Source organism: Leisingera aquaemixtae, from assembly GCF_019801145.1.
GTDB classification, from domain to species: domain Bacteria; phylum Pseudomonadota; class Alphaproteobacteria; order Rhodobacterales; family Rhodobacteraceae; genus Leisingera; species Leisingera aquaemixtae_A.
Window position 1 is genome coordinate 18,730 of the sequence record NZ_JAHVJQ010000017.1, and the last position, 12,787, is coordinate 31,516.

Here is a 12,787-nt window from a genome sequence, read left to right on the forward strand (position 1 = left end):
GGTCAGTGCAACGAAACCATCTTTCGCCGCAAGTGCAGTTTGGATAGCCGAGAAGGTCAGCAATGCCCACAACACTTTTGCTCTCGTTAGGCCGCAACAACGGGGTTTCATTGGGCTGACTCGCCAACTAAGATTCCGACTCCAGCGCATACAGCCGATGAGGAGCCAAGATGCGCATCAATGTCGGGATCGCCGTGTCACTGCTGGTGGCGTTTGCGATTGGTATGTCCACCTTCGTTGTCCATTCCCTTTGGTGGACGACTGCGCGTGGAAACAGCCGGATGCTTGCGGCTGAGATCAACAGCCAGATCGCCGATACTGTCCAGATCGAAGTCGGGCTGACCCTGCGATCAGCAGAGGCCGCGTGGGCGGCCGTGCGCACCATCTTTGTCCAGAACGTCATAGAGACGCGGCAAGCCGACAAGCGGGAGTTCGTCTTTTTGTCCCAACTGCAGGCGCAGCCCAACATTTCCTGGATCATGTTCGGTTGGGAAGATGGAGATTTCTTCGCAGCCCACCGCCTGGGTGACGGTGGTTTGGAGATGATTGAAATCGACGATGCTATCCGGGACCGGATGCTTCGCTCGGACCGCTACATCTTCATTCCCGGAGACATCCAGTTCGAAGAACGCAACTTCACGCCAACCGATTATGATCCTCGCGCCACCGGCTGGTTTCGCGATTTCATCAGCAGCGATGGCCCGGATTGGGTCGATGCGCGGGATTTGCCCGGCACCCGCAAGGATGCCTATGCCTTTGCCGGCCCGGTCGATGTGTTCCGCAGGCGGCAAGGCGTATTGGCGGTTGTCATCGAGACGGACCGGCTGTCACGTTTCCTTGGCACGCTGCAGCCTGGCGAGTTCGGTGCGGCCTTCATTCTGGACGCGGACGGAAAGGTCATCGCCGCGCCTGACCCGAATGCAGATGAGATCACGCCTGCGCGCATGGGCGAGGGGGCGCTTTTTGAAGTCGCCAAACTGGCGGGGGAACAGCTTCTGGGGCCATCTTCTACTCGATCAGGTCCGGATGCGGCGATCCGGATCGTCAGCGGCGGCGTGCCCCACGCAGTGGCGCTGACACCGCTTGGATTCTACGGCTGGCGTGTTGCAACAGTGATCCCGGAATCGGCGTTTCTTTCGGAGATTGATCGTATCTTGATGCGGCTCATCTACGTGCTGATCGGTGCCGTGCTCGTTGCGACCGGCCTGGCGATCTGGCTTGTGCGGCGGGTCGTTTCAACGCCTCTGGCGCGGATCGTTGACGACCTGAACAAGGTCGAGCGCTTTGATGTTGAACAGGTCGAGCCCCGGAAATCCAAGCTGACGGAGCTTTCAGACCTTTCCGCCGCTACTGCCAGTATGGCTGCAGGGCTTTCGGCCTTTCGCAAGTATCTGCCGGCCGACCTGGTCCGGATGCTGCTGGCCGAGGGCATCAGCACCCAGCCTGGTGGCAGCATGAAGCAGATTTCGGTGCTGTTCTGCGATGTCGCCGGATTCACCGGCCTTTCGGAGCGGCTGGGCATAAAGATCATTCCGCTGATGGAGACTTACTTCAGTGCTGCATCGGCTGCCATTACCCGCCACGAGGGCACCATCGACAAGTTTATCGGTGATGGGCTGATGGCCTTCTGGGGAGCGCCGCGCAGCAATCAGAGCCACGCTGAAAACGCCTGCCGTGCAGCTCTCGACCTTGTCTCGGCTGTCGCCGCGACCGGCATAAAGGACGACGCGGGCCGTCCGCTGCGCATTCGGCTCGGTCTAAACTCGGGCGAGGCGCTGGTCGGGAATATCGGCTCTGAGCAGCGGCTGAACTACACGGCATTGGGTGACGCCGTGAACATCGCGAGCCGGCTGGAAGGGGCTAACAAGATCTATGGCACAACGATTCTGATCGGGCCGGAAACGCGGCGGGCGGCGGGCGGCAAGATCGTGGTGCGGGAGCTGGACACGCTTGCGGTGTTCGGGCGAGCTGAGGGAATTGTTGTCTTTGAGCTGATTGCGATGTCCGATGAGTTCGAAGGTCCGCGGGCCTGGATTGATGCCTATGAAGATGGGCTTGCGCGGTACCGGCAAAGAGATTTTGACGCGGCGATTGCAGCCTTCGAGAGGGCGGAGGCAGAACGCGGGGGTGATTCCGCCTCTGCGGTCATGAAGCGGCGTGCCGCCGCTTTTTCCGTTGCGCCGCCAGCAGATGACTGGACAGGCGTTGCGATCGCCGAAGCGAAGTGAGCCGTCAAGAAAAATGGCTAACTTATCTCCGTTTTCCGAACGTTTTCAGGCAGGTTAACACCTGTCTGTTGGGTGCCGATGGCTTTGATTGTTGATCGGTCTAGCTCAGCAATAGACCGAACAGACTGAGCGCCTGATCTGCGGAGAACCTCTGGACGTCGGTCAGGGTGCTAGGCCTGCTTTGTGTTAATATTGCCCTAGCTGGCTCGCGCCTGGCCACCACAACAACCAGACCTTCGCTTCTTTAGCAGCCCAAGCAAATCCGCACGTCAGAATTGCGCAGTTTAGGAATAATCTCTTCCTCTTGGTAAGCGATAATGTGACAGATTTGATCGTGTAACTTGAATGTCTACATTCGGCAATCGGCAGCGCTACCGAGCACTTGCAGAGAATGTCTGCTTCCCCGCCCAACCTCCCGACGCTCGCGCAGACGCAGCAAAAACCAAGCAGGTGCAGCGAAGGGCAGAAACGTCCGGCGACTTGTAAATTCCCACCTCAAAAAATGCTGCGCGATGCGCGAATGGCCGAGATCGCCGCCGCGTGGCGGCGCGGACTTTTTCGCCTGCGCAGAAAATTCGGTACACTATGCACACGCAGCGTAAATTCGAGAGGTCCGCTCAGGGCTCTGACTGGGCAATCGCCGCACCAAGTGTGAATGACGGCAGGCAGCCCGGAGCGGTCATTGGCGGGGACACTATGCAAAAGATGCTGCCGCTGCAAAAAAATCCTGGCCGGCTTCCGAAAAGCAGTCGTTGAACCGCCTTGGCGCGCTGCCTTCAATGCTGCAGTCAGCACCAGAGGTAGATGTGCTGCAGGAAGCTGAATTTGCAAAGATTGACCTCAAGATCCGCCGAACCGGCGCGACCGGCCCTGAGCCGACATCCAGCAGCTGCTCTCGATGCTGCAGCCGCAGCCCGCATTGCCGCCATTCGCTGCAAGAGAAAATCTGATGGCCGGCGAACTCACAGTGTACTGGACTTTGCAGCCGTCAGGCTTTGCAAAACCAAAGTCTGCTTCCTGTTGAAGTAGGTCCACTATCGCTGATGAATGCTGCTCTTAATTAATCAAGCTTGCAGGCGCTGATCCCAGACAAACAGCAAATAGCGGCAGCCGGCTCCCTTTTGCGGGAGCCGGTTTTTTGGGGGCTTGCATCTGACGCTCATTAACCAACGCAGATCGTGGGTTTATGCCGCCAGTTGCGCCTCAGATTGCAGGTTACGCTCCACCGATACCGCAGGCGCAGGCATCGCTTGCTGCGCTCGCTCTGCGATAAGCTGTGTGACCCGGCGCGAGCCGGAGAACGATGCCCAGGCAAGGATCCGGATAAAGCGGGCCTCGTCGGGGTCGAAGTCCAAAAGTGCTTCGGCCATCTTTTCATCCACCTGATAAGGAGCCTTGGCGAGAACGATGGCAAGCTCTGCGATCGCCCGCTCCTGTCCTGAAAGGCCCTGCACTTCGTACGCAACCCAAGACCGGCTGAGCGGCATCTGTTCGCCCTGCCAGACCGAAAGCGACTGAGAGACGACTTGCTTCACGCGAGGTGGCACTGCCTGATTGGCTTCGCGTTCCACGGCGGAGGTCCAGCGTGCCAAGGCATCTGCGACGCGGGGATTGGGCTTCGCCCAATTCATGTCTTCCGGCAGCTCTGCCTCTGGCAATAGTGGTAGCGCACGGCCGGGCTTCAGCGGGAGTCTTCGTGTCACTTCCAGCTCGGATCCAAACAGCCGCAGCAGAATGGCTTTGGCCGCCTGCAGTCCGAACGGGGAACTCACGGGCGAATTTTCCATCACCACATGGCTAAAGCGGTTGATATCGCCCATGCCCATGATCGTTCCTAACACTTCCGGCATCTGCTCCGGGGTAAAGGGCGGCTTGGAGATCCCGGTATTTCCCGGTGTCGCGACCTGCCGGATCCAGTCCAGGCGGGCGCGCAGCCTTGCATCCGTTGCGCTCAGTCCGTTGCGGGCGAAGATGTCTCCGGCAGCTTCGTGGTCGCCGGCGGCATGCACGAGGCTGATGAGCATGTCCTCGCAATAGGGGCAATCGTTCAGCTGCGACAGCACGGCGCTGATGGCGTCCTTGGTGGTCCGGTCAACCCGGTCTGCGACAAGCATGGATTCACGCCCGCCGGTCCAGATAGCGGCCATCAATTCAGGCACTTTCGACCGGCTTGTCAGAGAGCCGTTTTTGAAAAAGTCCTCGCGGATCATGTCGTAGACCGTTTTCGTCAGGCCCGTGGCCTTGCGGGCCGGTACCGCGCGGACATAGCGCATAGTTTTCACCGACATCGTATCGAACAGCCAATATCTCAGTTTTGCAGGCAGCATTTCGTTCCCTCCTTTGGAAGTCTTCACGGTTTTAGGATCGAAACTGGCTCCTCAAATTTCCAGTATGAAGATTGTATCAGCTCACCTTCGATGGTGCTGGGTTTATTTCGATGCAAGCCTTACTGATTGTTATTGTTGAAAATATCAGGCCGACGATTAGCGAGTTAGTCTTATCCGGGAAAAGTTTAATACGAAATTTGTACTGAATGGATTTGATTTTTCCTTTATGCTTTCGGGAATGAGTACCTATGGACAGTTCTGCCCGATCGCCAAAACCTCCGAAATCCTCGGAGAGCGCTGGACCAATCTCGTGATCCGCGAGCTGGGTGCCGGCAGTGAGACCTTCAATGACCTACGGCGCGGGATGCCGCTGATCCCGCCCTCGACGCTGTCAGCGCGATTGAAATCTCTGGAACACGCTGGCGTGGTCTCACGCACAGAAGCCGGCAGAGGCGTCAGGTATACGCTGACGGAGGCAGGGCGCGAGCTGAAGCCAATCATTGTGCAGATGGGGATCTGGGGGCATCGTTGGGCCCGGAGCAACCTTACGCCGGACGAGCTGGATCCTTCCATGCTCATGTGGGACATCCACAGAACCATGAATGTCGACTATTTTGGTGACGGCAGGACAACGATCTATGTCGAGTTCAGCGATTTCACCGCCAAGTCCCGCCGCTGGTGGCTGGTTGTCGAGAGTGGTGAGGTCGACGTCTGCATGAAGGATCCCGGGCATGATATTGATATGTCGATTACGACCGACATCCGCACGCTGACCGGCGTCTGGATGGGGGACACAGCCTTGGGACAGGCCCTGCGCGATTATCGTATCAGGCTGTCCGGTTCCGGCAGATTGAAACGGGACATCGCAACCTGGCTGGGCCGCAATTACTTTGCCGATATTCCACCTGCGAAAGGGGCCGGGAATAAATAGGTTGGGCGCGATGCCACAAGCAAGGCCGGTGCTGCTGTAATTCCTACGGGTACTCAGATTGGCGGCCTCAAAAAAAAAGGATGCCGCGGAACCAGTTTTTCAGGAAAGCGGTCTTTCGTGAAATACTCAGCATTTGCAGAATGGGCCCGCACCCGACGCTTAACCTGGCACCTTGATGCCGCAGTGCGGCCCTTCATTGTGGTCTATCGCTGAAGTCACTCAAACACGGTGTCTGGGAAATCCGGCAGCGCGGCCCCATAAGGATCGTGATCACGACAGCGATTTCACCAGTAGCACCCAGCGCTCGGTATCTGTTTCCCAATCCTCTTTCAGACACGGGGCTTGAGCGGCCTCTTTGTATCCCTTTCGTTCGTACAGACGCCGCGCGCCAATGTTGTCTCCGGTCACGATGACGCTCATCCTGGCTAAACCCTCAGCCCGAGCAATTTCGTCTGCCAGATCCAGCAAGCGTGATCCATAGCCCTTACCGCGGTGTTCGGGATAGCAAGCCAGAACGTTCACATACCAGCTTTCGAGTGCCTGGTTCTCCAATTCCTGCAATGGCCGAAACAGGGCCGGGAAATCCTCGCCTATCTCCACCGGTTCCGCCCCGATCTTGTAGCCGGTCAGGCTCGCCACCGCACCGCTTCCGAAATCCACCACGACAATCTGCCCCTCACGCGCTTTTTCGGCCTGTCTTGCGCGGCCGATCTTCCAAGGGTCTTGGCCATCTTCCGCAAGGCCCGTCCAGATGTAGTAAGGCAACCCTTCTCCGGCATAGTTCACGAGATCGGCGAGCTGAGATGCATCCGACTCCCTGGCCAGTCGCAGCGGTGGTTCTAACTCTATCATTCGCTCCTCCAGTGTTTGGGTCATGGCGTTGGCGTCGGTCCGGGTGCCCGAACAAGCGTAACGGTTTTAACGCCTTCGATATAGGCGACTCAGCTCAAAGCTGCCTTGTGGTACCGCAGCTCCAGTGCCTTCCCCGTCTCGAGATCGTCAGGCCATCTGGATGGCGGCAGCTCAGTCCGAAGCCGCCATCGGGTCAAATTGCCCTGATGGAAGAAGCGAATGCTCATAAGGCCGGCGTCAAGCAATAGAATTACCGGACGAAGGCGCAATATGACGAAACCAGTATTTTACGGGCCTGCGGCTTCAGGACGTTTCGTTATGCTTTGATAAATTGCCTGCCAAGGCAATCGGGGAAAACCTTTGCCGGTAGCGGGCCGGCGACACACCTGTCCGCCGCCGGAACAGCTTGCGGAAATAAGAGGGGTTTGCATAACCCGCTTCTTCACTGATCTCATCAATCTGCAGGCTGGTCGTTTCCAGCAATTGTTTTGCTTCTTCGATGCGCAAAGTCTGAATGTAGTCGATAGGTGTGTAACCGGTCGCCGCCCGGAAACGCCGGTTAAATGTTCGCTCATTGAGGTTACAGCGGCGCGCAAGCCTGCCAACGATGTTACTCTCGTGGTAGTTTTCAGCGATCCAGCTCTGGGCATCCGCGATTACGGAGTCCGCGTGCCGGTGGGCGGTCCGCGCGCCGGCATACATCAACTGCCCCTCTGCCCGCTCGCCAAACAGGAATATTTTTGCGATCCGGACCGCCTCTTGGCCACCGGCAAACCGCGCGACAAGATACAACGCGAGATCTTCCCAGGACGACGCTCCGCCACTGGTCACGATGCGGTCCGCCTCGCCAGCTGTGCTCAGGATGCGCTCCGGCGCCAGATTTACCGATGGATAGAATTTTTTGAACTGTTCAACGCTCGCCCAATGGCAGGTAGCTTGCTGCCCGTTGATAAGCCCAGCCTCAGCGAGAACCAGCGAGCCAGTGCAGACCGAACAGATAATGGCTCCTTGGTCGAAGCATTCGCGCAACCAGGCGCATTCTTCCGGCCAGCTGCCGCGCGGATCAAATGAAGCTCCGACGGCGATGTCGGGCACAATCACAACATCGGCCAGGCCAAGTTTCGCCTGAGGCGTGATCTCAATGCCGATTGCGGTCGGAATTGTGGCAAGGGACCGCGCTACGATTGCCGGTGAGAAGCGAACAGGTGTGTTTTCTTCGCCGGTCATGTCCGACCATGCCCGGCCGACCGATTGGAACACTTCAAAAAGCCCGTACAAGGCCAGCGGCGTCGCTTGGGGCAGCGCTAAAAGCGCAAACTTTGTGTCCCGGGTCTTACCTTCCATGTGAGATTTTGTCCGAAAAGGGCCGTTTCTGTCCATAGCCGATCTGACGGCATGCTCGGACCGGGGGTAGGCAGGGGTAGAAATTTCGAAAGGAACCACCAATGACCCACCACGCTGCCCTCCCTCCTGTGTTCGACCAAACCAGGGCCGAAGCATTTCTTGACACAGTTGCAGCAACCCTGAACAACGGTGCCGTGGCCGCTATGATTTCAGTCGGCCACCGCCTGGGTCTGTTTGACACGCTTGCCTCACTGCCGCCCAGCCAAAGCGCCACAATTGCCAAAACCGCGGGGCTGGCCGAGCGTTACGTGCGGGAATGGCTTGCGGTAATGGTCACGGGAAAGATCGTTGACTATGCGCCGCAAGAAGAAACCTACAGCCTGCCTTCCGAACACGCCGCGTGCCTGACTCCCGGCGCACAATTCGGGAACCTGGCTGTCTATGCTCAGTCGGTTGCGCTTTTCGGCAAGGTCGAGGACCGCTTGATGCAAGCCTTCCGCGATGGCGAAGGAATTTCGTACAGCGATTACCCCTGCTTTCACCAAATCATGTCCGAGGACAGTGAACAGACCGTCGTCGCTGGCATCGGCGAGATCATTCAAACGCTGGCCCCCGATCTCGCCGAACGGCTGGATCAGGGCATCGACGTTCTGGATGCTGGTTGCGGTGCCGGACTTGCGCTGATCCGGATGGCTGAACTGCATCCAAACAGCCGGTTCAAAGGGATTGATCTTTGTCCGGATGCTATCGAGATGGCCCAGGGCACCGCAGCGTCACGCGGCGTGAGCAATGTGGGGTTTGAGGTGCGGGACCTGTCCGGTTTCGATGAAGCCTCAGCCTACGATCTGATCACCTCTTTCGATGCTGTGCATGACACCAAGGACCCCGAGGAACTTTTGAAATCCTATCTCCGGGCATTGCGTCCTGGCGGCGTTCACCTCATGCAGGACATCGGCGGGTCGGTGCGGCTCGAAAACAACCTCGATTTTCCCTTCGCCGCCTTTCTCTATGCCATTTCCTGCAGCCACTGCACTCCAGTGTCTCTGGCGCAGGGGGGCAAGGGCCTCGGCACCATGTGGGGCTGGGAGACGGCTGAAACGATGCTGCGCCAGGCAGGTTTCCAGAGACCGGTGCGCAGTGTTCTGCCGCATGACCCGATGAACGTCTGGTTTGTCAGCCGGAAAGAGGCGCCGGTATGAGGCATGAACGTATTGTTGTCGTCGGCGCCGGCCCGTTCGGGCTGGCGCTGGGGCGTGAACTCCGCAGACAGGGGTTTGACCCGCTCATTCTGGAACGCGGCAGCGCAGTGGCCTCCGCCTGGCGGTCCCGCCATCCGCAACTTCAGTTGAATACGCACCGTGTGAACTCAGGCCTGAGGGGCCAGCCGATACCACGCACCGCAGGCACCTGGCCAGCGCTACCAGAATATGTCGCCTATCTCGACCGCATTGCCAGGCAATCCCGGTGCCGGATCGAAGTGAATTGCACAGTGCAAAAACTGGACCGCGACGCAGGCACATGGCTTCTGAAAACCGGCAAGGGCAGGATACGTGCCGATCAGGTCGTTCTTGCAACCGGCTTCGATAACACTCCAGTTGTTCCGAATTGGCCCGGGGCCTGCGGCTTTTCCGGTTCGATTTTGCATTCCCGGGACATGGGTGATGCAAGAAGATACCGAAACAAGTCAGTGCTGGTCGCGGGCGCCGGAAACTCGGCAGTAGACTGCCTGAACGTACTGGCCCGTGCTAAAACCGCTGATCTGAGTGTTTCGGTGCGTGCTGGCAGCACGACGGTGCCCGCGGAACTATTCGGCTTTCCTTTACAGTTGACAGCGCCGCTTCTGGAACATCTGCCCGCACGTTTGGCTGATGCGGTACTTTCAGGGGTGGAACGGCTTGCTTTTGGCGATCTGTCGAAGTTCGGGCTGAACCGATGCCGCGCGGGAGCGGCGTCCCGCCTGAAAAACGAACATGTGGCACCATCAGTGGACCGCGGCTTCGTTGCAGAGCTGAAACGCGGCAAGATCCCGGTGTTTCCGCAGATCGCCAGGTTCGCATCCGATCAAGTGCATTTTGATGACGGCCGAACACTGCGGCCTGATTTTGTTATTGCAGCGACAGGTTACTGCAGCGGGCTGGAAAGCATAGCCGGGCATCTTGGAGTGCTGGACGAATCCGGACGGCCGCGATGCTGCGGGACAGCCGTTCGGCCAGGGCTTCGGTTCGCGCTGATGCCGCCGCCCCTTGGCGGATCGCTGCGGGCGATCTCAAAGAAAGCACCGGTGATTGCCCGTTCAATCGCGCGAGATTTGAATTGAGGCATCAAGGATGTTCGCACGACCCGGCAGGCAAACGAAGTACGGTGAGCGAGCCGAGTTCCGCGCACCGTGTCGGCACTGCAAATCCGGAAACAGGGCTTTGCCGACCTTGGAAATCAAACGGCTTGGACCCTAAAACTTCCCAGTTGGGATTGTCCTCTTTTTTGGTCTTACGAACTGTCCTCGCTGTCGCAGCAAATGGCCGCTTACCGCCCGACCTGCATGTGCTGGCCCGCCAGGCTGGTCACCAGGCATGGGGCCGCTTTGGGCTGCCTGGCGTCGTCTGGCAGAAGCGTCCTGGTGAAGTTTCGCTGCAACCCTGCCGCCGCATCGCCGCAAGTCGGCAAAGAGCCCTCAGCAGTCGTTGCCGCCTGATAAAATTGCTGCAGGCGCATCCTACCGTTTCAACCTAAACCTGTCTCAGGCGTGAAAGGCGGCGAAGTCCAAGAAGGAGCAAGGCTACAGCAATGGCAGGCTTCGCTTTTGATATCTCAACACCATCGGCTAAGAAGAATTATCCAGTTGGATCAAATGGTCAATGGTCTTGCGCCGAGCATACCAATAGTGGACAAAGCCGTAAGAGCATACTGCAGAGTAGGGAACCGCAATGTCTGAAGCAGACGACAATGGAGAACTCTTTGATGCGACGGAAGAGTCTGTCGAGTTAGAACTCACAGGTGCATCATTTGAAGGGCTTTTAATTCAACCAGCCGACTGGACAATTGGCAGTCTCTACACGCAAATCGGTCGGCAAATTGATTTAAATCCAGCCTTTCAACGTCGAAATGTCTGGACTGACACTGCCAAATCAAACTTTATAGAGTCAATTTTGGTTGGTATACCAATTCCACAAATACTCCTTTCGTCGCGCGCAGACAAGAAAAACTCCTATCTAGTCTTGGATGGAAAGCAGCGACTGCTGGCCCTGAAAGGATTCATAGAAAACGAATTTCCGCTTAGAAAGTTGAGAATACTAAGAGATCTTGAGGGGAAAAAATGGCAAGACATTGAGGGAGAGGAGGATTGGAGCGATCGCTTGATGAATGAAACTCAGCGAACCGCGGTAATCAAGAATTGGACAAATGAAAAGGTTCTTTACGAAATATTTTACCGCCTCAATTCCGGGTCAGTCAAGCTTTCTCCAATGGAACTCAGGATGTCGCTTCATCCTGGAACGTTTCTGAAATTCATTGTCGAGTGGACTGAGGAATTAAGCTCGCTCCACACACTCCTTGGAAAGAAGAAGCCAGATCCCAGAATGTCTGATGTCGAACTGTCAATTCGGCACTTGGCCTTTTCGACTGGCATTACGCCCTACAATGGGGATCTAAAGGCCTTCTTGGACCAAACTTGTGTTGAATTCAATGACAGGTTTGACAATGAAGAAGGCTATAAGCAGCGTATCGAGGGCAACCTAGACGACATGACTGCAGCGATAAGAGCTGGCCTCGATATTTTCCCAAATAGAACTTTCTGCCGAAAATTCTCTGAAGGCGCTTACGAGACGAGATTCAATAGAGCAGTGTTTGACGTGCAAGTTGGTGCGCTTGCCAATCAGGACGTGCGCGAAGCCGCGGTGGCGGGCCCTGAAAGGTTTAGAAGTGTGTACGAAGCTGTGGCGACACGAGGTGACTTTACCAGGTCGGTGGAATTCGCAACTAAAACTCCCTTCGCAACTCGGACACGTTTTGACTTGTTTTACCAAGCTATCAACCAAGAATACGGCACTGATCTAGAAACCCCCAATATCCAAGAGGGGGAGCAATAGTGCTGCCATGGCTCGGTCGTCTGATGAATACAAAAAACTCAAGAAAAACATCAAAACATACAAGTCAATTCTTCGAGGCGTTCCCGAAGTCTCCAATGATACAACGCTACACCACTTGAAGGTCCAATCCTATATTCTGTTAACCCACGCGGCATTTGAGGAGTACTTAGAGGAGATAGCAAAGAAGTTGGCAGCCGAAAGTGTGGCAAACTTTCTGTCCACGAGAAAAATTAACACTTGTGTCGCTAGTTTGGTTGCCTTCGAAACAGTTGCTCAATTTTCTGAAGATAGCTCCAGAAAGGCAATTAAGAGGAGCGTCGTGGAGAACTTGAATTCCTTTGTCGCCATAGCGAAAAGAAATCACACCAATGACGTTGGTGACAATCATGGAATTAAGATTAAGGATCAAAAGAAGATACTTCTATCGGTTGGAATCGATCCAGAGGAAGTGGATGCTGTAACTGCCAGCGTTATGGATGCTTTTGGGACAAAGCGCGGAGGGGTAGCTCACACTTCGAAAATTACAACATCGGAGACTCGCAGCTCAGCCGTTAGGGAAGTGGAAACAATTCTGTCTGGCCTAAAGAGTTATGACGATGCTGTCGAAGACGCCATTCGCGCACTTTAGACTACAAACAGCGGCCCAGGCTGCACCTGCAGCGTAAGTCAGGTTTGTCCGCACTGTGTGAGCTCGCCGGTTCCAAAACCTCGCAGTCGCAGCGAACGACCGGAACGGCGGGTTGCACCGCAGCACAAAACCTCGGCTGGCTACGTCAAACGACCGAGTTTGCAACGCCCGCTTTCTGCGCACAGCGGACGTACGAGATAATTAGACTACGCTTGCAACGGATGGCGGGTGGCGACGCAGTCGTAAGTTATCGGGCTTGAATGAAACAGTGTCCAAATCCTGCTCCCGCAACCAACGTTTCCGGCCAAGCCCTCGCCACCAGCGGGGGCTTTGTTGATTCCGGCGTCCCAAAAGCCATCAGCCCCGCCAATTCCCCAACAAGTTCAAGCTGA

At 56.5% G+C, this 12,787-nt stretch carries 9 protein-coding genes; 6 read left to right on the forward strand and 3 right to left on the reverse strand.

The features are described from left to right. Positions 1 to 170: 170 nt before the first annotated feature. Positions 171 to 2,228 carry an adenylate/guanylate cyclase domain-containing protein gene (locus KUW17_RS22480; protein ID WP_222482538.1) on the forward strand — a complete coding sequence of 686 codons (2,058 nt, stop codon included), beginning with the start codon at positions 171 to 173 and terminating at the stop codon, positions 2,226 to 2,228. A 1,184-nt stretch (positions 2,229 to 3,412) separates the two neighbouring features. On the opposite strand, the gene KUW17_RS22485 is transcribed toward KUW17_RS22480, so the two are convergent. After that, positions 3,413 to 4,582: a hypothetical protein gene (locus KUW17_RS22485; protein WP_222482539.1), complete on the reverse strand. Its 1,170-nt coding sequence runs from the start codon at positions 4,580 to 4,582 to the stop codon at positions 3,413 to 3,415. A 211-nt stretch (positions 4,583 to 4,793) separates the two neighbouring features. On the opposite strand from KUW17_RS22485, the gene KUW17_RS22490 reads away from it, so the two are divergent. Beyond that, positions 4,794 to 5,486: a winged helix-turn-helix transcriptional regulator gene (locus KUW17_RS22490; RefSeq protein WP_222482540.1), complete on the forward strand. Its 693-nt coding sequence runs from the start codon at positions 4,794 to 4,796 to the stop codon at positions 5,484 to 5,486. 270 nt (positions 5,487 to 5,756) lie between these two features. Here the strand turns inward: KUW17_RS22490 and KUW17_RS22495 are convergent, their stop codons facing one another. Together KUW17_RS22495 and KUW17_RS22500 are read right to left on the reverse strand one after the other, a co-directional pair. Further along, positions 5,757 to 6,362 carry a GNAT family N-acetyltransferase gene (locus tag KUW17_RS22495; RefSeq protein ID WP_261397368.1) on the reverse strand — a complete coding sequence of 202 codons (606 nt, stop codon included), beginning with the start codon at positions 6,360 to 6,362 and terminating at the stop codon, positions 5,757 to 5,759. Positions 6,363 to 6,641: 279 nt separating this feature from the next. Then, positions 6,642 to 7,682 carry a GlxA family transcriptional regulator gene (locus KUW17_RS22500; RefSeq protein ID WP_222482541.1) on the reverse strand — a complete coding sequence of 347 codons (1,041 nt, stop codon included), beginning with the start codon at positions 7,680 to 7,682 and terminating at the stop codon, positions 6,642 to 6,644. Positions 7,683 to 7,783: 101 nt separating this feature from the next. On the opposite strand from KUW17_RS22500, the gene KUW17_RS22505 reads away from it, so the two are divergent. The 4 genes from KUW17_RS22505 to KUW17_RS22520 all read left to right on the forward strand — a co-directional run bounded on the left by KUW17_RS22505 (position 7,784) and on the right by KUW17_RS22520 (position 12,395). Beyond that, positions 7,784 to 8,881: a class I SAM-dependent methyltransferase gene (locus tag KUW17_RS22505; RefSeq protein ID WP_222482542.1), complete on the forward strand. Its 1,098-nt coding sequence runs from the start codon at positions 7,784 to 7,786 to the stop codon at positions 8,879 to 8,881. Continuing rightward, positions 8,878 to 9,999 (forward strand): flavin-containing monooxygenase, encoded by a 1,122-nt coding sequence (locus KUW17_RS22510; protein WP_222482543.1) that lies wholly within the window; start codon positions 8,878 to 8,880, stop codon positions 9,997 to 9,999. The genes KUW17_RS22505 and KUW17_RS22510 overlap by 4 nt, the downstream gene beginning before the upstream one ends. Positions 10,000 to 10,606: 607 nt before the next feature. Beyond that, a complete protein-coding gene (locus KUW17_RS22515; RefSeq protein ID WP_222482544.1) occupies positions 10,607 to 11,767 on the forward strand; it encodes a DUF262 domain-containing protein in 1,161 nt (386 codons plus the stop codon). 7 nt (positions 11,768 to 11,774) lie between these two features. Then, positions 11,775 to 12,395, forward strand: coding sequence for a HEPN domain-containing protein (locus tag KUW17_RS22520; protein ID WP_222482545.1), 621 nt, complete (start codon positions 11,775 to 11,777; stop codon positions 12,393 to 12,395). Positions 12,396 to 12,787 lie beyond the last annotated feature (392 nt).

What these genes read in the sequence shown, in the direction of transcription:
- KUW17_RS22480 (WP_222482538.1), top strand. Translation starts at nt 171, where the DNA reads ATGCGCATCAATGTCGGGATCGCCGTGTCACTGCTGGTGGCGTTTGCG.
- KUW17_RS22490 (WP_222482540.1), top strand. Translation starts at nt 4,794, where the DNA reads ATGAGTACCTATGGACAGTTCTGCCCGATCGCCAAAACCTCCGAAATC.
- KUW17_RS22495 (WP_261397368.1), bottom strand. Translation starts at nt 6,362, where the DNA reads ATGACCCAAACACTGGAGGAGCGAATGATAGAGTTAGAACCACCGCTG.
- KUW17_RS22500 (WP_222482541.1), bottom strand. Translation starts at nt 7,682, where the DNA reads ATGGAAGGTAAGACCCGGGACACAAAGTTTGCGCTTTTAGCGCTGCCC.
- KUW17_RS22505 (WP_222482542.1), top strand. Translation starts at nt 7,784, where the DNA reads ATGACCCACCACGCTGCCCTCCCTCCTGTGTTCGACCAAACCAGGGCC.
- KUW17_RS22510 (WP_222482543.1), top strand. Translation starts at nt 8,878, where the DNA reads ATGAGGCATGAACGTATTGTTGTCGTCGGCGCCGGCCCGTTCGGGCTG.
- KUW17_RS22515 (WP_222482544.1), top strand. Translation starts at nt 10,607, where the DNA reads ATGTCTGAAGCAGACGACAATGGAGAACTCTTTGATGCGACGGAAGAG.
- KUW17_RS22520 (WP_222482545.1), top strand. Translation starts at nt 11,775, where the DNA reads ATGGCTCGGTCGTCTGATGAATACAAAAAACTCAAGAAAAACATCAAA.